An 18553-nucleotide genomic window follows, 5' to 3' on the forward strand; every position below is an offset into this window, starting at 1 on the left:
ACAGAGGAGGAGTACATGTGCCTGGCGGTACCCGGCCGCGTGGTCGGCGTTGAGGAACGGGACGGCACGCCGATGGCGCGGGTCGACTTCGGTGGGGTGGTCAAGGACGTCTGTCTGGCCTATCTGCCGGAGATCGAAGTGGGCGACTACGCGATCGTGCACGTGGGCTTCGCGATCCAGCGGCTCGACGAAGAGTCGGCCCTGGCCACCCTCCGGCTCTTCGAGGAGATCGGCGCACTGGAGGAGGAGTTCGGCGACGCCTGGGCACGAGCGGCGGCCGAGGCGGAAAGCCCGCCCGAGGAGGAGAACCGGTGAAGTACATCGACGAGTTCCAGGATCCGAAGCTGGCCCGACGACTCCTGGACGACATCGCCCGGACCGTCACCCGCCCGTGGGCGATGATGGAGATCTGCGGCGGTCAGACCCACTCGATCATCCGGCACGGCATCGACCAACTGCTGCCCGTGGAGATTGAGTTGATCCACGGGCCGGGGTGTCCCGTCTGCGTCACTCCGCTGGAAGTGATCGACAAAGCGCTGGAGATCGCCTCCCGCCCGGACGTGGTCTTCTGCTCGTTCGGTGACATGCTCCGGGTGCCGGGGACCGACCGGGACCTGTTCCGCGTCAAGAGCGAGGGTGGCGACATCCGGGTCGTCTACTCACCGCTGGACGCGCTGCGGATCGCCCAGCAGACCCCGGACCGGCAGGTGGTGTTCTTCGGCGTCGGCTTCGAGACCACAGCGCCCGCCATCGCCATGACGGCCCATCAGGCCAAACGGCTCGGTGTTGACAACTTCAGCCTGCTGGTCTCGCATGTTCGGGTGCCACCGGCCATCGAGGCGATCATGCGGTCGCCGGACTGCCGGGTGCAGGCGTTCCTCGCCGCCGGGCATGTGTGCAGCGTGATGGGAATCAGCGAGTATCCAGACCTCGCCGACACCTACCGGGTGCCCATCGTGGTCACCGGTTTCGAACCGCTGGACATCCTGGAAGGCATCCGCAGGGCGGTCCGCCAGCTCGAACGGGGCGAACACCACGTCGAGAACGCCTATCCGCGCGCCGTGCGTTCGCAGGGCAACCCGGTCGCGCTGGACGTGCTGCGGGAGGTGTTCACCACCACCGACCGTGCGTGGCGGGGTATCGGCACCATCGCGGACAGCGGCTGGCGGCTGTCGGACGCCTACCGCGACTACGACGCCGAGCACCGGTTCGACATCACCGGCCTGGTCGCCGACGAGTCCGCCGTGTGCCGCAGCGGTGAGGTGCTCCAGGGCCTGGTCAAGCCGTACGAGTGCGCGGCCTTCGGCACCACCTGCACTCCGCGCACACCCCTCGGCGCCACCATGGTCTCCAGCGAGGGCGCGTGCGCCGCCTACTACCTGTACCGCCGCCTGGCCACGCCCCGCACAAAGGAGACGACGTCCGTTGACTGACACGACCACCGGGTGGTCCTGTCCGCTGCCGCTGCGCGACCACCCGCTGGTGGTCATGGGCCATGGTGGCGGGGGAGCGCTGTCCGCGGAGCTGATCCGGCACCTCTTCCTCCCGGCCTACGGCGACGGGGCGCCGGGAGGACTGACCGACTCGGCCACCGTCACGCTCGGCGGCGCCCGGTTGGCCTTCTCGACCGACTCCTACGTCGTCCGCCCGTTGTTCTTCCCCGGCGGCTCCATCGGGGATCTCGCCGTCAACGGCACCGTGAACGACCTCGCCATGAGTGGCGCCGTTCCCGCCTACCTGTCCTGCGCGTTCATCCTGGAGGAGGGTACGGAGCTGAACACCGTCGGCCGCATCGCGCAGGCGCTCGGCGCGGCCGCCCGTACGGCGGGCGTCACCATCGTCACCGGCGACACCAAGGTGGTCGACTCCGGACACGGCGACGGTGTGTACGTGAACACGGCGGGGATCGGGCTGGTCCCCGACGGCGTGGACATCCGTCCGCAGCGCGCCCGGCCGGGCGACGTGGTGATCGTCAGCGGCCCGATCGGTCAGCACGGCATCGCCATCCTCAGCGTCCGCGAAGGACTGACGTTCGGCACCGAGGTGGCCAGTGACACGGCGCCCCTGGCCGGACTGGTCCAGGCGATGCTCGCCGTCACCCCCGAGATCCACGTCCTGCGCGACCCGACGAGAGGCGGCCTGGCCGCCGCGCTCAACGAGATCACGGCGGCCTCGGACACCGGCGTGGTCCTGGACGAGGCAGCGGTGCCCGTCCCGGACGCGGTGGCGACCGCCTGTACTCTCCTCGGTCTGGACCCGATGTACGTGGCCAATGAGGGCCGTCTGGTGGCATTTGTGCCCCGGCGACATGCCGAAGCGGTCCTGGACGCGATGCGCGCGCACCCCAATGGACGAGAGGCAGCCGTCATCGGCGAGTGCGTGGCCGAACATCCGGGGATGGTCGTGGCCCGTACCGGTCTCGGCGGCACCCGGATCGTGGACCTCCCGCTTGGTGAGCAACTGCCCCGAATCTGCTGAGCCAGTGGGGGACGCAGCTCCCGATGGGTGTCGACCCCCATCGGCCACCGTCGGCGAGACCAGCGCGTACGTCGTCGCACGAGCCGAGCGGCCGGTGGTCCTGGTCCGCACGGACCGGGAAGCGGACCGGGGGGCCGGGGAACGGTTGCGGCCGGTGGCCGTCGGTCTGAGCCTGCACGGTCCCCAGGACAACCTCCCGGAATGCGCCTGCGTCACTGCCTTCACCCGGGTCGTGCCACTGCTTGCCGTCACGGGAGGAAGCTGCCCGACCGGGCGTACGCCCCGTGGAACGTGGAAGCGGGCATACCCGAGGACATCGCGGTCGGCGCGCGCCGGGAACTGGATGAGGTGCTGCGTTCGTGGCGGGAGAAGCTGCCCCGGATGGACGTCAGGGACGAGGTCCGGCTCGAGAGCCCGGCCATGGCCGTCGTACGGGCGGCGGCCGACCGCGATCTGCTGATGGCCGGAGGGCGGAAGCGCCCACCTGCCCTGGGCCCCCGCCTCGGCCCTGTGGCACAGGCCGCGGTGCACCACGCGCCTTGCCCGGTCGCCGTGGTGCCTCACGAATGACCGTGGTGGAGCCGATCACCCCCGCCTGTCCGCGGCCCAGCGACGGCGTACGGCGTCCTCGTGTTCGCTCTCCTCGAGAGCCAGGTTGATCCGGGCGAGCGACTCCTCCAGCCGGGGGATCCAATGGCGCCGCAGTGCGCGTACCCGCTGGCGGGTGCGTGCCACCTCAGCCCCGACGATCCCGGCGGCCGCCCGCGCGACCGCGTACTCCGCGCCTGCCCGCAGCGCTTCCCGCCAGGCGGTTTCGGCGTGCATCAAAGCGGTGCTACCGGGAGTGGCGGCGTCGGCGGAGCGGCCGGGGACCCGGCACGAGACGTGCGAGGGATGGCGCACTCCCATCGTGGTCTCCTCGCGCCAGTCGACCTCCGGGGGGCCGACTCCGTCCGCCGCCGTTTCCAAGGCGTGCTCGCCCCCTTGGAGAAGCCCCCGCAATAGCCAGGTCTCGGCTTCCCGGACGGCGTCCTGCCAGGCGCGCTCACCGGCCTCCTCGGCCCGCAGCACAGCCTCGTGCCGCGTTCGCAGGATGCGGAGCTTCTGTTCGAGGAGGTCGGCTCCCCGCAGGGCGACGTCCAGGCTGTGCCGCAGCCGCAGACGGGCCGCGCGCGATGGCGGGGTGGCGGACGCGGCGCTCATATCCCCGACTCCCGCTCCTCGCCCTCGGCCGTTTCCTCCCGCGCGCCGTGTGCGTCGAGCAGCGCGGGGGGAAGCATGGCGAGCTGGCTGCGGGGGAGGGTTAGCAGCACCTGCCAGGCGGTGTCCAGCGTCCGGTCCAAGGAGCGTGCCTCGTCGCGTGGCTGGTCCACGAAGTGGTGCAGGAAGGCCTCGTCGAAGGCGAGGTAGCGGCGGTCGGTCGGGCTCAGAGCCGCCTGCCCGACGAGGTCCGACAATTCCCGGACCTGCCGTGCCCGGGACAGGGCGGCCAGTGTCTGGGCGGCGAGATCGAGGTGATCGGGCCGGGTCCGCCCGGGCCCGGCGCCCTTGCGCATGAGCCGGGACAGCGAGGACAGGGCATCCACCGGCGGATACACGCCCAGGGCATGCGTCCGGCGGGAGAGCACGATCTGGCCTTCGGTGATATAGCCGGTCAGGTCGGGGACCGGATGGGTGATGTCGCCCGCGGGCATGGTGAGGACGGGCAGCACGGTGACCGATCCACTCCGGCCGCGGATCCGCCCGCAGCGCTCGTAGAGCGAGGCCAGGTCGCTGTAGAGGTAGCCGGGGTAGGCGCGGCGGGCCGGGATCTCGCCCCGGGCGGCGGAGACCTCTCGCAGCGCCTCGGCGTAAGCCGTCATGTCGGTCATCACCACCAGCACATGCCGGCCGCCGGAGAAGGCGAGGTGTTCGGCCACGGTCAGCGCGACCCGCGGGGTCAGGATCCGCTCGATCACAGGATCATCGGCGGTGTTGAGCAGAAGCACGAGCTCCCCCGCGGCGGAGCGCTCCTCCAGAACGTCCCGGATGAAACGCGCATCCGGGTGGGTCAACCCCATGCCGGCGAAGACCACGCTGAATGCCTCGCCACCGACGGTGGATTGCGCGGCGATCTGGGCGGCCAGCTCCAGATGGGGGAGCCCGGCCACGGAGAACACCGGCAGCTTCTGCCCGCGCACCAGCGTCGTCAGCGCGTCGACGGCGCCGATACCGGTGAGGACCGGATCCGACGGGGGCTCCCGCCGCACCGGATTGATCGGGGTGCCGCCCACCGCCGCGCTGCTCTCACAAAAGACCGGTGGACCACCGTCGACGGGCTCGCCCCGGCCGTTGCACACCCGGCCCAGCCAGCCCGGCCCGACCGGAATGCGCAGCGGCTCCCCGGCGAAGGACACCCGCACACCCTCCGGATCCATTCCGGAGGTGTCCTCCAGCACCTGCACCACGGCGAGTTCGCGGTCCACCTCCAGCACCAAGCCGTAGCGCCGCTCGCCCGAGTCGAGGGTGATCGTCACGAACTCGTCCCATCCCACTCCGGAGACCCCCTCCACGATGGCGAGCGGGCCGCGCAGCTCCCGCACGGCCGTGTACTCGACCTCACTCCAGCCGGTCACGATCGCTCACTTCCCAACCTGCCGTGGGCCGGAGGGAGACAGCCGGTCACTGGAGCTCCCCGAGGCGGGCGAGCATGGCCTCCCGCCGTGCCCTCACCCCTTCGGCGTCGTGCGGCCCCACCTCCTCCCCGGCCCGGAGCACCGGCCCGAAGTCCACCGTCTCGACGGTGGCCGCGGGCAGTCCCGAGGCGACCAGTTCCCGGCAGCGGTCGACGACCGCGAGCACGGCCTCGGCCAGCGCCGCGGCCTTGTCCGGGCCGCAGTACGCGTCGTGGGCGGACAGCGCGCTCTGCCGCAGCACACCCTCGCGCACCAGCCGCCCGGCCAGGACACTGACCCGCTCCTGGTCGGGCAGAGCCGTGATGCCGATCAGGTCGACCAGGTCGGCCAGCCGGTCGGCCTCCGCGAGCACCGAGGCGATCCGGCCACGCCGGGCGGACCAGGCGGGGTCGCCCGCCGCCGCGTGCCGGGCGGCGAGCGCCGCCGCGTCCCGGGAGAACGAACCCGCCCAGGACAGCGCCGGGTAGTGGCGGGCGTAGGCCAGGTCGCGGTCCAGCGACCACAGGCAGCGCACGAAGCGTTCGGTGTGCGCGGTGACCGGCTCGGTCAGGTCGCCGCCGGGCGGCGAGACCGCCCCGATCACGGTGACCGATCCCCGGCCGCCACTCAGCGTCGTCACGGCTCCCGCACGCTCGTAGAACGCCGCGATCGCCGACGCCAGGCCCGCTGGATAGCCCTCTTCGGCGGGCAGCGCCCCGGTACGGGAGGCGAACTCGCGCAGCGCCTCGGCCCACCGTGAGGTGGAATCGGCGATGACGACCACATCGAGGTCCATGTCGCGGAAGTACTCGGCGACCGTGGCCCCCGTGTAGATGCTGGCTTCGCGGGCCATCATCGGCATGTTGGAGGTGTTGGCGATGGTCACCGTGCGGTCGGCCAGCCGTCCCCCGCTGCGCGGGTCCTCCAGGGCGGATAGCTCGGCGATGACATCCGCCATCTCATTGCCGCGCTCCCCGCAGCCGACGTAGACGATCACATCGGCGTCGCACCATTTGGCGATCTGCTGCAGCAGCATGGTCTTTCCGGTGCCGAAGCCGCCCGGGACGGCCACCGTGCTGCCCCGCGCGACGGGAAAGAGCAGGTCGATCACGCGCTGCCCGGTGCCCAGCGCCTCCCGCTCGCCACCGCGCTCACGCACCGGGCGCGGACGGCGGACCGGCCACGTGGTGCCGATCCGTACCTCCGTTCCGCTCACGACGGCCACCACCGACTCCTGGCGGTATCTCCCCTCGGCGGCGACGCGCTCCACCACGCCACCGGCCCCCGGAGGCACCAGGACTCGCAGCGGGACCGGCCCCCCGTCCTGGATCCGCCCCAGCTCTCCGCCCTCGTGGACGCGGTCCCCCTCGCTCACCGCCGGTGCGAAGGGCCAGGCGCCCTCCTCGGCCACGCCCCGGGCGGTCCCCGGCGAGAGCCAGTCCCCGCTGCCGGACAGCGGTCGCAGCAGGCCGTCGAACACGCCACCGAGCAGCCCGGGGCCGAGCGACGCGGACAACGGGGCACCCTGTGGCCGCGCCACGTCGCCCGGGGCCAGCCCGCCGGTGTACTCGTAGGACTGTGCGGTCACCACGCCGCCGCTGATCGCCACCACCTCGCCGGGGATCCCGGTCTCACCGAGGGACACCAGGTCGTACATCGCGGTGTCGCCCACGTACTCCATCTCGACCAGTGGCCCCGCGATGCGCAGAATGCGGCAGGAGCGTCCCCGGTCGGCCCCGTGGCCGAGCCGCCCGGACGCCTCCGCGGATCCGCTCACGGCGACCACAGCGTCTCCACCTCCGCCCCGAGCCGGTCCAGCGCGCGTGCGGTGAGACTGTCCAGAGTGCACTCGGCGCGCCGACCCGCGACCCGGCCCACCACCCCTCCATCCGGGGCCTCGGTGACCTCGGCATCAGGGCCCAGCAACCGCAACGCCCGCCGTCGCAGCCGGTCCCGGACGGCCGGATACGTCGCGGCGTCCCGTAGCTCACGGCCACGCGCGAAAGCCCGGCGGCGCAGCTCTTCGTACGCCTCCCGCCGGACGGCGAGTGTACGGGCCCTGGCCGTCCGGCGGGCGCCCGCCCGTACGGTGCGGGCGGCGGCCGCGCCGTCCTGCTCGCCCTGCCGCGAAGCCTCCTCGAAAAGCGAGCGCGCCCTGGCCCTCGCCTCGCCGATCAGTGCCGCGGCCTCCCGGTCCGCCCGTTCGAGCAGCCCCTGGGCCTCGCCGCGGGCCGTGCGCAGCAACGCGGCGCGCACCGGCGCGAGTGCGGTCACCGCCTCGTCGGAAGTCGGCTTCATGACGGCATCACCACCGTGAGCGGCCGGGTACCCCCCACGGGGCCCGGGCCGAGCGCGTCCGCCGCGGCGGGAGTGAGGATGACCAGTGCGGTCTCGGGGGGCAGGCCGCGCCACGCCTCGCGGACCGCGTCCGGTTCCTCGGCGGCCACCACGGTGACCCCCGCCAGGAGGAGTCCGGCCACTCGTGTCCGCTCCCCGACAGCCGCCACCCGCCCCATGATCAGGATTTTCCGATCAAGATGATCGCCACGACCAGGCCGTAGATGGCGATGCCCTCGGCCAGCCCGACGATCACCATCGCCCGGCCGAACAGCTCCGGGCGTTCGCTGATCGCGGCCACGGCGGCGGCCCCGGTGTAGGCCACGGCGATCGCGGCACCGATGGACGCCCCGGCCACCGAGATCGCGGCGCCGATCAGGGCGGCGGAGCCGGAGCCCTGCGCCGCCGCCGCGGCCGGCGCGGCCGCCTGTGCGGGGTGGTGGTCGAGTGCCACTGTGAGGAGCGCCACCGCACCCGTGAACATCAGGAAGTTGGTGGCGAGGACCCAACGCAGGGTGGTGTGCCGGGAACGCAGCAACAGTCTTCGGCCGACCGCCAGGACCACGGCGACGAGGGGCAGAACGATGAGCCAGACGATCATGTGGTCTCCTTGCCCGGCGCGTCCCCTCGCGGCGGGGCGGCCTCGGATCCGTCGCCGTCCAGTACGGGCAGCCGCCAGGGGCGGAAAGGGCGGCCTTGGGCCTCGAAAACGCGCGAGAACAGCTCGTAGAACTCCAGCCGCAGCGCCTGTACCCCGGCGACCAGCGCCTCCAGCGCGAAGGCGAGCGCATTGCCGACGACGAAGAGCACCACGGCCGCGGGCAGTGCCGCCGCGCCCAGGCCCGCCAGCGCCGTGGCGCCCTGCCACACGATCGCGCCGAGCGCCGCATGCGTGAGGCCGAACGCCGCGAGCCGCGCGAAGGAGACGACGTTAGACCCGATGCGCAGCACCCCGTCGAAAAGCTGGATGCCGACCTGGACGACGCCTCCCGGACCGCCGCCGGTCACGGCGAACAGACCGGTGCCCGCCAGGACGAGACCCGCGCTCGCGATCGCCACGCCTGTGAAGGCCAATTCCGCGCGGTGCAGCCAGGCCGCGCCGCCCACGACGAGGAGCCCGAGGTAGAGCGCCGCCCCGGCGATACCGGAGAGCGTGTACAGGGCACCTGCCGGCCCGCCTTCCCGCCAGCGGTTGACGATGCCCACCCCGTAGGCCAGGGCGAGCAGCACGACGCCGAGTCCGACGGCGGCGATGAGCAGCCGCATCGGCTCCTGAAGTGGATTCAGCCAGAGCACCGGCAGCACCCCGGTGGGTCCGAAGAACTCCCCGTACGCCACACCGGCCAGGGCACTGGCCAGCCCGGCTCCGGTGATGAAGGGCCACAGCGGACGCAGCGCCCGGGCCCGGCGGGGGCGGCCGAAGCGCAGCAGGAGCCCGGCGAGAAGCAACAGCGCCCCGTGCCCGGCGTCACCGAACATGACCCCGAACATCACCACGTAGACGACGCCCGCGGGCATCGTCGGGTCCAGATCCGCGTAGGGCACCGTGCCGTAGGTGCGCACCAGTGGTGCGAACGAGCGCCGTACCGCCCCGGTACTCCGGAGCAGCGTCGGCGGAGCGGCTCCGCGCGGCGCACGCAGGGGCACCAGCGCCGCCCCCGCCCGGGCGAGGCGTTCAGCGGTCGCCGGGACGTCCGCGGCGGGACACCAGCCGGCGAGCGCCGCGACGGCGCCGTGCGGCACGGCGCTGCCGAGGTGTTCCTCCAACTGCGCCTCGCCCGCCAGCAGATCCGTACGCCCCGCACGCTCCAGCGAGTCGAGATCGGGCGGGCCGACGCTGAGGGCGGCGCGCCGCGGCTCGACGCGCGTACTCCGCAGCCGGCGGGAGGCCGACCCCGGGGCGGCCGACGGCCCGCTCGATCCACCGTCATCGACGCGGTCGATCTCCACGCACCCGGCCGAGGCGACACGCACCAGCGCGCCCCGCAACCCCTCCCGTGGCGCGACGATCGCCACCCGCCGCATGCGAACCGGAGTCATCGCCTCAAGCCCGAACATCCATGACCTCCAGCCGTCCCCCGCCCCGCGCGGCCAGTTCCAGCGCGCCGCGCACCCGCCAGGCGTCGGTGGAGAGCACGGCGACCGCGCCCACCACCGGTGCGGAGCCCAGCCGGGCGCCGTGCAGCAACTCCCGTCCGTCCTCTTCGACCCGGTCCCACCACCGAGTCTCCGCCTGCCATAGGTCGCCCGCGCTCTCGACGCCGTTCACAGCCCAGCGTGCGGTGGCCGGCAGGCGCTGCCGGAAGTCCGGATACGACGTCGCCGTCACGGCCGCGGTGCCGAGCAGCCGCCCCGCCCGTCGCGCGGACGCCGGCGTCATCGGGTGGTGGGCGACGAACACTTCACGGCCGACCAGCAGCGCCAGTCGGCCCGCCGCCCAGCGCACGGCCTCCGGCAGGGCCGCCGCCGTGCGCACGGTGGCGGAAACCCGCATACCGGTGGCCACCGCCGCCGGGGACCCGGCTCCCGGGTCGCCCCAGGCGGACGCGGCCAGCGCGGCTCGCAGCTCCTGGGGGGAACGGGTCCGGGCCAGCCGGGGCCAGGCGGTGGCCAGCGTACCCAGGCGATACGGTGCCCGGGGCGCTCCGCTGCCCGTCAGCGCACGCAGATGGTCCCGGGTATTGGCGATCTCGAAGCCGGAGGCGAGCAGGCGGAGGGCGTTCGCGCCCCTCGGCGGCTGCCAGCCGGCCAGCACCCGCAGATGCCACAGGAGGGTCGCTCCGACCGCCTGCTGGGCATCGGCGAGCGAGGCCCCGGGAAGCAGATCATGGCCGTACGCCGTGGCGCTCAGACAGCGCACGGCGTCATCGAGGCCCGGAGCCGAAGCCACCTCCGCGGCCTTCTCCCTCCCGAGGGCACGGGAGAGCATGGCCCTGGCGCGGGTGACCCCGGCCACCCAGCCGGCGCCCATCACGGGCCCCTCTCCCGTGGCTCCTCGAGCTGCCCCGCCGTAGGATCCCCGGCGCCCGGCACCCGCGACAGCCCGATGTCCTCGGCCACGAGCTGTGCCACCCGGTCCAGGAGAACGGGCATACGGGCCTCGGCACGAGAGCGCACCGCGGACACCTCCCGCTCCGCCGCGGCGAGCAGCTCCGCCGCCTCGGCCTCGGCCTCACGGCGCACCCGGGCCGCGCTCTGCACCCGTAGGTCCCGAGCCCGCGCGGACGCCTGCTCCACGATCTCCTCGGCCTGCCGCTCGGCCTCGCGGCGCTTCGCCGCCGCCGTGCGGGCTGCCCCGTCCCTGATGCCGCGCGCTTCCGCCTCGGCCTCTTCCAGCAAGGACAGCGGTGGCTCCAGCTCCGCGGTGAGCTCCCTGGCGCGGTCCGCGGGCACACCTCCGGGGGCTGCCTGGCCCGGAGAGCCGGCCGTGCGAAACCGCAGCAGGAAATCCCGGAATCCGGCCACCGCCGCCCTCCTCACGGTCAGGCCCCTGACCCAAGTGTCCGTACGCGGTGCGTACCTGTCGCGCCGAACGGGCCCGCCCGTGGCGCCGCGCGACCCGGCGGCGTGACCGCCTGATCGGTGCGACACTGGCGGCATAGGTGACCGGCCGCGCTCGTGGGGAGGTTGCCGTGAGCGAATTCGAACGTCATGCGGCGGGGAAGGAAGCCCGCCTCGGCGTCCCCGGCCGCCACTGGACACCGGAGGCGGAGCGGCGTGAGGACACGCTGAGGCGTTACCTCGGTGCCGTGGCCACCGCATCGTCGATCGCGGAAGAACAGGCACCGGCGGAGAGGGCCGCGTCCTCTCACACCGGCCGCCGGGCTCCCACCGCAACGCAGGTGGGCGATGTGATGAGGGCGCCCGCGGTATCGGTGCCGGGCGATATGCCCTTCCTCGATGTCGCCCGTACGCTCGCGCGCCAACATCTGAGTGCGGTGCCGGTGGTCGATGCCGAAGAGCACGTCGTCGGGATGGTGTCCGAGTCCGATCTGCTGGCCAAGGCCGCCGTTATGGCCATCACCCGCCGACCGGGCCCGCTCGGCAAGCTCAAGGAGCACCGCCTCTACGAGAAGAGCCGTGGCGAGACGGCGGCCACCCTCATGACCTACCCCGCCGTCACGGTCCATCCGGCGGACACGGTGGCCGACGCGGCCTGGACCGCCGCGCGTTCCCGCCTCAAGCGACTGCCCGTCACCGACTATCGCGACCGACTCGTCGGCGTGGTGAGCCGGGCGGATCTGCTGCGGTCGCTCGTCCGTGACGACACCGACATTCGCCAGGAGATCGAGTCCCGCGTTCTCCGCGAGGAATACCGTCTCGACCCGGACGCCATCGAGGTGACGGTGGAGGGCGGCGTCGTGACCGTGGAGGGCAGGGTGGACGTGGCGCTCGCCCCCGGACTGCTCGAGGCGATCCGGACGATCGAGGACGTCGACGATGTGGTTGATCACCTCACGGGGGTCACCTGACCCGGCCCACGCGAACCGCCGACGCGAAGGTGTCATCGGAACGCCATCACCTGGGCGTCCCTCGGCGGGAAGGTCCGGACGGCCGGGATCGTCGGGCGTGTCCGGCTCCACGAGATCCGAACGGGGGAAGCCGCAGCAGCCGCGCACCGCGGCGGACACCGAGGAGGTCCTATGGCTCGTCCCATCACCGTAGGTCTGGACGGATCGCCCGAGAGCCTGGACGCCGCCGACTGGGCGGCGCGGGAGGCTCAGTGGCGTCATACGCCGTTGCGTCTGGTGCACGCCTGGATGCTGCCGCCGCAGACGGCGCGGACCGCTCAGGCTCCCGAGGTCCGCAAGGAGTGGGCACGCAAGGTCCTGGACGATGCGGAAGCCGATCTCGCCGCCCGCTACCCGGACGTGTCGGTCTCCACCGAGCTGGCGTCGGAGACCGCCGTCCCGGCTCTGGTGGCCCACGGCGCGGACTCGGAGATGCTGGTGCTGGGCTCACGGGGCCGTGGCGCCGTGGCCGGGTTTCTGCTCGGCTCGATCGGGCTGCAGGTGCTCGGCCGGGCCACCCGCCCGGTCGTGCTGGTGCGGCACAGGAGCGGCGAGGGGCCTGGGGCCGCCGGGGGAGATGTGGTGGTGGGCATCCAGGACCCGCCTGAGTCGGCCGCGCCGATCGAGTTCGCGTTCGCCACGGCCGCCGCACGAGGCGGAGGAGTTCGCGCCGTGCGGGCCTGGGCGCTGCCGCCGGTGTTCGAGTACGGCCCGGCGTATCTGCGGGCCCTCGACGAGGCCGGTGGCATCGAGCCCGGCGAGCGGAAACGGCTGGCGGAAGCGGTCCTGCTGTGGCGGGAGAAGTACCCGGAGGTGCCGGTGACCGAGCACGTCGAGATGGGCAACGCCGCGGAGACGCTGTTGACATCGGCCGCAGGGGCGGGACTCGTAGTCGTCGGCCGGCACACCCACCGGCCCGCCGTCGGCCCGCTCCTCGGCCATGTGGCGCACGCCCTGCTCCACCATGCGGCGTGTCCGATCGCGGTCGTCCCCCACGACTGACACCGGATGTGTGGCGGACCCGGACACACCGGGGACGGTCTGCCCGCCGGGCGCCGCCAGGGGCTCATCACCGCTGCGGGACGACGGCGACCGGGAGGCGTAGATCAGGCGCCGCGGCAGTCCATGGTGCGCCGCCTCATCCACGGCCCAGTCCACCGCTCGCCGTCCTGCGGGCGCGCGGGTCCACCGTGGTTGCTCCCACGGTGCGGGGCGGCGCTGTCACGAAGAGGTTCATGCGGCGTCGTCGCTGTCGCGGATCCTGGAGCCGCCGTGGGTGAGCACGCGGTAGCGGCCACAAGACGTCAGGACAGGTTGCGGCCGTGGTCGGCTTCGTACGCGGCGAAGACCGCCGCCGGTGTTCCGCCGGTATGGAGGAACTGCTCGTCGAGGACCGTGGCAAGGGCCTCCAGAGCACCGGCGAGTATGGTCGCCGCCAGACGCACATCGGGACGAGCTGCCGCCTGCCCGCGCTGGGCGAGCTCAGCGGCATAGCCGACGCTGGAGGCCATGGGCGCGTGGTTTTCACCGTCGTGGAAGTAGTACGCCTCGGCGTACTGGGTGAAGTCGACACGGACGCGCACCACTTCGGTGGCCAAACTCTCCAGCAGCGAGGCCCCCAGAGCGCCATCCAGCTGGTGAGCCGAAGGGTCCGCCTGGCGCAGCAGCGCCAGGCGGATCGCCAGGACCCTCCTCCGAGCGAGTGCCGGGTAGATCTCGAGCACCCAGGTGACCGTGGCCGTCAGCAGGGCGAAGCCGAGGAGGGCTTCCAACGGCGCTGCGATGCGCAGCCAGTCCTCGGTCGGCACGATGTCGCCGAGCCCGAGGGTGGCGATCGTGACGAGTGAGACGTAGAGGGCGTCCAGCAGGTCCGCATGCTGGGCAGCTTTCAGGCCGCTTCCGAAGGAGAACGCTTCCGGCATGTGGGGCCAGTAGATGATGGCCCATCCGAGGATGATGGTGCAGGCCCACATCACGACCACCGTGACCATGGCCAGCGGTCCGACGAGCCCTGCCACTCGCTTGCGGGCGGGGACACGCTGGGACGCGCTCCACAATGCCGACATGATCAGGCGGCTCAAGCCTCCCCGACGAGTCGGGTGCCAGAGTGTATGGAACAGATCTCGCAGTGCGGCCATGACCAGCCCGGCCCCGGTCAGCGAGACCAACCACTCCATGCGCGTCTCCCACGGCGCTGTTCGGTACGTTGCCCGAGGGCGGCCTGACCTGACCCTACGTCTCGGCGACCACCGGGGAAGGCAGGCTCGCCGGGCAGTGGCTGCGAGCCGAAGGCCGGCGCCGGCGAGGCCGGCGAGAGCTGCGCCCTCCGGTTGCCGCGCGGCCGGGCGCACTGCAACCGACTCGAGTGCCGACGCCCGGGACGGCGATGTGGCGGTGGGCGTACCCAATGCGGGGGGCGTACGGCGAGGTGTCGGAGTCCGCCTTCGAGGCCACCGCACGGCTCGGTGCGGCGCTGTGGGGCGTGCACGCCGGCCAGGGCCTCGCCATTCGGCGGCGCCCTGGAGGTGGTCGTGGGCTTGAGCGACGCGAGGAAGGAGGCGCGGACGCTGGGCGAGGTGCTGGTGCCATGGCGGGAGAAGTCCCCGGAGGCGCGGGTGTTCCAGGAGACTGTGTCGGACAGCCCGTCCCTACGGCTGGTGGGTGCCGCGGCAGGGGCAGCGCTGAGGCTTGTGGGCCGTGGTCTGCCACGTCGTCTGCCTTGTCGCGGTGGTGCCACAGCGATGATTCGATGGGGTCATGAGGCCACGAGGACATGGCCGAGGTGTTCGAGGTGGGACCGGGTGCGCGGCATCCGGGGCATCGACACCGGGGCGCTCAAGGCCGCTCGCGGGGGACCAGAACAGGACATCGATGACCGAAGGGATGTGATCCCCGGTGTCCGAACCATCACGCTCCAGTCCGGCGGCCAAGCAGCCGATCGGCGGCGGAGGCGACCTCGGGCGGCGCATCGCGCTGCGGCGCGCGCAGCTCGGGCTCTCGCGAGAGGAGGTGGCTGTCCGGGCGGGTAGCTCGCCGGGCTACGTGCGCTATCTGGAGGAGTATCCCGCCGATCCGAGCGCCGGCTCCCTCCTCAGGCTCGCCGCAGCCTTGGAGACCACCACGGCCGAACTGCATGGCGGCGGCACCGATCTGCCGCCCGGCCTCGGCCGGGCAGGCCACCACCCCCATCTGATGGAGCTGGACCCCACGGAATGCCGGGCCCGACTCGCGACGCACGGCGTGGGCAGGATCTCGGTGTCGACCTCCCGGGGACCGGCCATCATCCCGGTCAACTACAGCGTCATCGACGACGCCGTCGTTTTCCGGACCGCGCCCGACGCCTCACCAGTGGCAGCCGCCGGCACCGATGTCGCCTTCGAGGTGGACCATATCGACGAGGCACTCAGCCAGGGCTGGAGCGTCCTCGTCGTCGGACGCGCCCGGCAGGTCACCGAGCCGGCGGCGGCACGTGAACTGGCCGACAAGGCGTTCACCACCCCATGGCCCGGCGGTAGCCGTGACCTGTGGCTTCGCATCGAGCCCACGAGCGTCACCGGCCGCCGGATCCAGGTGGACTGACCAATCGCCGTACCGGCCGGGCCGCGAGCTCCGCGCCCGAGGACCGCAGCTCCCGGTGAGCGTCGGATGCCCCTGCCGGACACTGGAGGGGAGGAGGCGACCGGTACGCCGGGCGAAGCCGACACGGAAGGGGACCTCGTGTCCGAGACCCCGCACATCGTGGACCTTTGTGCCCAACCACGCCGCCGCACTGATGCACCGGAGTGCCGACCGGCCCGAGGCGGTTCGCAAGAAGCGGAGAGGGACACGGATGGCGGACACGACACACCGCTCCGACACCATCCACGCGCTGCTCGCCGACGGCACCACCGTCGGGATACGGGCCGCTCGGCCACAGGACTGGGACGAGGTCCTGCGCATGCATCGGGAGATGTCGCCGGAGGATCTGCGCCTGCGGTTCTTCGCGGTCAACCCGCGGTACGCTCGTGCGGCGGCGGACCGGATCTGCGCGCCCGGCCGCCGCGGCTACCGTGCGCTCGTCGCGGTGGCGCATGAGCGAGTGGTCGGCGTGGCCGAATTCACCGCCCTTCCCCCATCCGAAGGCGAACAGCGCTCCGCGGACATCGCGCTGGCCGTCGCCGAGGGCCACCACGGCCAGGGCATCGGGACCCTGCTGCTGGAACATCTGGTCCACGCGGCCCGGGACGCGGGGATCTCGACCTTCACAGCCGAGGCGCTCGCCGAGAACCATGCGGTCCTGAAGGTCTTCGCCGATCTGGGGCTGAGGACCTCCCGCCATTTCGACGGCACCGACGTCCGCTGCACCGTGCATCTGGAGGAGGACGAGTGCTATCTCTCGGCGGTGGACCGGCGCGGCCGGATCGCCGATGTGGCGAGCCTGCGTCCGCTGCTGCGGCCGCGTTCGGCGGCCGTCGTCGGCGCGGGCCGCCGTCCCGGATCGGTGGGACGTGCCGTGCTCGGAAATCTCCGCTGCGGCGGCTTCCGCGGAACCTTGTACGCGGTCAATCCGCACGCCACGGTCGTCGAGGGGACGTCGTCGTACCCGTCGGTGGCTTCCCTGCCCCTGGTACCAGATCTCGGCGTGCTCGCCGTGCCCGCGCCTGCCGTCCCGGAGGTGGCGGAACAGTGCGGCCTCCGGGGGGTACGGGCGCTGGTCGTCCTCACGGCCGGGCTCGACGCCCGCCAGGCCGAGGCGCTGTTCACCGCATGCCGACGCCACGGGATGCGGCTGGTGGGCCCCAACTGCCTGGGCATCGCCGATACGGCCGACGAGGCGCGCCTGAACGCCACGTTCGCCGCGCACCCCCCGCTGCCAGGATGTGTCGGCGTCGCCGTGCAGTCCGGAGGCGTCGGCATCGCGCTGCTGGAGCGGTTCGGCCGCCTCGGTGTCGGGGTGTCCAGTTTCGTGTCGCTCGGTGACAAGTACGACGTCAGCGGCAACGACATGCTGCAGTGGTGGGAGACCGACCCGGGAACCCGCCTGGCCGTGCTCCACCTGGAGTCCTTCGGTAATCCGCGGGCGTTCTCCCGCACCGCACGACGCGTCGCCCGCTCCATACCCGTCCTCACCGTGGACGCGGGCCGCTCCGAGGCCGGACGGCGCGCCGCCGCCTCGCACACCGCCGCCGCGGCCACCCCCACCATGACCCGCCGGGCGCTCTTCGACCAGGCCGGGATCATCGCGACCCGGAGCATCGCCGAACTGGTCGACACCGCGGCCCTGCTGCACGCCCAGCCGTTGCCCGACGGAGCCGACGTCGCGGTGGTCAGCAACGCCGGAGGCGCCGGTGTTCTTGCCGCCGACGCCTGTACGGAGGCGGGGCTGCACGTCCCCGCCCTCGACACTGCCCTGGCCGACGAGCTCCGGGCGCTCCTGCCGCCCGGGGCGGCCACCGCCAACCCCGTGGACACCACGGCCGCGGTGACCGCCGACCGGATGCGTGCCTGTGTGGACCGGCTCGCCGCGCATGGAGCCGTCGACGCGGTGCTGGTGGTGCTGGTCCCCACCGCGCTGACCACCGGTACCGGCTATGACCCGCTGCGGGCCCTCACCGACGCCCCCGGCGCGCGCCCCCGCCCGGTGGCAGCGGTCCTCCTCGACCAGGAGGCCCCGGTACGCCTGCTCCCGAGCGCCGACGCATGCGCCATCCCGTCCTACGCCGAACCGCAGTCGGCCGCCCACGCCCTCGCCCACGCCACCCGCTACGCCCGCTGGCGTGCCGAACCGCCAGGCAGCATCCCGCCGCTGTCCGGGATCGACCCCGGCGGGGCCACGGCCACCGTGGAGGAGTTCCTCACCCGCCACCCCGGCGGCGGATGGCTCGACCCGCGTGACTGCGCCGCCCTGCTCGACCGCTACCGCGTTCCCCAGTTGCCCTGGGCGTGGGCCGAGGACGAGGACACCGCCGCGGCGGCCGTGCGGCACCTCGCCGACGGGTCCACGAGGGTGGCCCTGAAGGCGTACTGGCCCGGTCTGGTGCACAAGAGCGACCAGGGTGCGCTGCGGCTGGACCTCGACGGCGTGGACCAGGTCCGCCACGCCTATCGTGACCTGCGGGAACGATTCGGCGATCGGATGACCGGGGCGCTGGTGCAGCCCATGGCGCGGCGTGGCACCGAGCTGTTCGCCGGAGTCGTCCAGGACGAGGTGTTCGGCCCGCTGGTGCTCTTCGGCCTCGGTGGCACCGCCACCGAGCTCCTGGCCGACCACGCCGCCAGGCTCGCCCCACTCACCGACCGCGATGTGCACACTCTCATCACCTCCCCGCGCTGCGCTCCGCTGCTGTTCGGTTACCGGGGCGGCGGTGCGGTCGACCTGGAGGGGTTGGAACAGTTGCTGTTGCGGCTGTCGCGGATGGCCTGCGACCTGCCGCAGCTCGCCGAGGCCGACCTCAACCCGGTGGTGGCCCGCCCCGACGGCGTCGTCGCGCTCGACGTCCGGCTGCGCATCCTGCCCCGCCACGCCCACGACCCCTATCTGCGCCGACTGCGTGACGCCGGACGGCGGCGCGGAGCCTGACCTCGCCCTTGCCG

At 72.8% G+C, this 18553-nt stretch carries 18 protein-coding genes; 8 read left to right on the plus strand and 10 right to left on the minus strand.

What is annotated here, in order from left to right; genetic code table 11:
• The first annotated feature begins 15 nt into the window (after positions 1-15).
• The 4 genes from ACFYOY_RS39070 (at position 16) to ACFYOY_RS39085 (ending at position 3048) form a co-directional block, all read left to right on the plus strand.
• A complete protein-coding gene (locus tag ACFYOY_RS39070) occupies positions 16-315 on the plus strand; it encodes a HypC/HybG/HupF family hydrogenase formation chaperone (protein ID WP_388592393.1) in 300 nt (99 codons plus the stop codon).
• Positions 312-1433 (plus strand): hydrogenase formation protein HypD, encoded by a 1122-nt coding sequence (gene hypD, locus ACFYOY_RS39075; protein ID WP_351904096.1) that lies wholly within the window; start codon positions 312-314, stop codon positions 1431-1433. Before ACFYOY_RS39070 ends, hypD begins: the two co-directional genes overlap by 4 nt.
• 55 nt (positions 1434-1488) lie before the next feature.
• A complete protein-coding gene (gene hypE, locus ACFYOY_RS39080) occupies positions 1489-2478 on the plus strand; it encodes a hydrogenase expression/formation protein HypE (protein WP_351904114.1) in 990 nt (329 codons plus the stop codon).
• A gap of 291 nt (positions 2479-2769) precedes the next feature.
• On the plus strand, positions 2770-3048 hold the full coding sequence (locus ACFYOY_RS39085; protein WP_388592397.1) for a universal stress protein: 279 nt from the start codon (positions 2770-2772) through the stop codon (positions 3046-3048).
• Positions 3049-3063: 15 nt separating this feature from the next.
• Here the strand turns inward: ACFYOY_RS39085 and ACFYOY_RS39090 are convergent, their stop codons facing one another.
• From ACFYOY_RS39090 to ACFYOY_RS39130, 9 genes are read right to left on the minus strand one after another with little or no spacing between them, the layout of a single operon-like run.
• Entirely contained in the window at positions 3064-3681 is a 618-nt protein-coding gene (locus ACFYOY_RS39090) for a V-type ATP synthase subunit D (RefSeq protein ID WP_351904090.1), read from the minus strand.
• Positions 3678-5093: a V-type ATP synthase subunit B gene (locus ACFYOY_RS39095; RefSeq protein ID WP_351904087.1), complete on the minus strand. Its 1416-nt coding sequence runs from the start codon at positions 5091-5093 to the stop codon at positions 3678-3680. Before ACFYOY_RS39095 ends, ACFYOY_RS39090 begins: the two co-directional genes overlap by 4 nt.
• A gap of 46 nt (positions 5094-5139) precedes the next feature.
• A complete protein-coding gene (locus tag ACFYOY_RS39100; RefSeq protein ID WP_351904084.1) occupies positions 5140-6909 on the minus strand; it encodes a V-type ATP synthase subunit A in 1770 nt (589 codons plus the stop codon).
• Entirely contained in the window at positions 6906-7430 is a 525-nt protein-coding gene (locus tag ACFYOY_RS39105) for a hypothetical protein (protein ID WP_351904081.1), read from the minus strand. Before ACFYOY_RS39105 ends, ACFYOY_RS39100 begins: the two co-directional genes overlap by 4 nt.
• On the minus strand, positions 7427-7612 hold the full coding sequence (locus tag ACFYOY_RS39110; RefSeq protein WP_351904078.1) for a hypothetical protein: 186 nt from the start codon (positions 7610-7612) through the stop codon (positions 7427-7429). Before ACFYOY_RS39110 ends, ACFYOY_RS39105 begins: the two co-directional genes overlap by 4 nt.
• Before the next feature lie 38 nt (positions 7613-7650).
• Entirely contained in the window at positions 7651-8070 is a 420-nt protein-coding gene (locus ACFYOY_RS39115) for an ATP synthase subunit C (protein ID WP_388592401.1), read from the minus strand.
• Positions 8067-9509 (minus strand): V-type ATPase 116kDa subunit family protein, encoded by a 1443-nt coding sequence (locus tag ACFYOY_RS39120; RefSeq protein WP_351904072.1) that lies wholly within the window; start codon positions 9507-9509, stop codon positions 8067-8069. Before ACFYOY_RS39120 ends, ACFYOY_RS39115 begins: the two co-directional genes overlap by 4 nt.
• A 4-nt stretch (positions 9510-9513) precedes the next feature.
• On the minus strand, positions 9514-10440 hold the full coding sequence (locus ACFYOY_RS39125) for a V-type ATPase subunit (RefSeq protein ID WP_388592404.1): 927 nt from the start codon (positions 10438-10440) through the stop codon (positions 9514-9516).
• Positions 10440-10934: a hypothetical protein gene (locus tag ACFYOY_RS39130; RefSeq protein ID WP_351904066.1), complete on the minus strand. Its 495-nt coding sequence runs from the start codon at positions 10932-10934 to the stop codon at positions 10440-10442. The genes ACFYOY_RS39125 and ACFYOY_RS39130 overlap by 1 nt, the downstream gene beginning before the upstream one ends.
• 167 nt (positions 10935-11101) lie before the next feature.
• Here ACFYOY_RS39130 and ACFYOY_RS39135 point away from each other — a divergent pair, with 167 nt between their 5' ends.
• Both ACFYOY_RS39135 and ACFYOY_RS39140 read left to right on the plus strand, forming a co-directional pair.
• Positions 11102-11941: a CBS domain-containing protein gene (locus tag ACFYOY_RS39135; protein ID WP_388592406.1), complete on the plus strand. Its 840-nt coding sequence runs from the start codon at positions 11102-11104 to the stop codon at positions 11939-11941.
• A 171-nt stretch (positions 11942-12112) separates the two neighbouring features.
• Complete coding sequence (locus ACFYOY_RS39140; RefSeq protein ID WP_351904060.1) at positions 12113-12982, plus strand: universal stress protein; 870 nt, start codon at positions 12113-12115, stop codon at positions 12980-12982.
• A gap of 302 nt (positions 12983-13284) precedes the next feature.
• Here the strand turns inward: ACFYOY_RS39140 and ACFYOY_RS39145 are convergent, their stop codons facing one another.
• The gene (locus ACFYOY_RS39145) at positions 13285-14157 is read right to left on the minus strand and encodes a potassium channel family protein (RefSeq protein ID WP_351904057.1); all 873 of its coding nucleotides are present in this window, start codon (positions 14155-14157) and stop codon (positions 13285-13287) included.
• Between the two features lie 718 nt (positions 14158-14875).
• Here ACFYOY_RS39145 and ACFYOY_RS39150 point away from each other — a divergent pair.
• Complete coding sequence (locus ACFYOY_RS39150) at positions 14876-15559, plus strand: pyridoxamine 5'-phosphate oxidase family protein (protein ID WP_351904054.1); 684 nt, start codon at positions 14876-14878, stop codon at positions 15557-15559.
• A 250-nt stretch (positions 15560-15809) separates the two neighbouring features.
• Positions 15810-18539 carry a GNAT family N-acetyltransferase gene (locus ACFYOY_RS39155; protein ID WP_388592410.1) on the plus strand — a complete coding sequence of 910 codons (2730 nt, stop codon included), beginning with the start codon at positions 15810-15812 and terminating at the stop codon, positions 18537-18539.
• Positions 18540-18553 lie beyond the last annotated feature (14 nt).

Source organism: Streptomyces sp. NPDC007875, from assembly GCF_042868035.1.
In the GTDB taxonomy this organism is placed as follows: Bacteria; Actinomycetota; Actinomycetes; order Streptomycetales; family Streptomycetaceae; genus Streptomyces; species Streptomyces antimycoticus.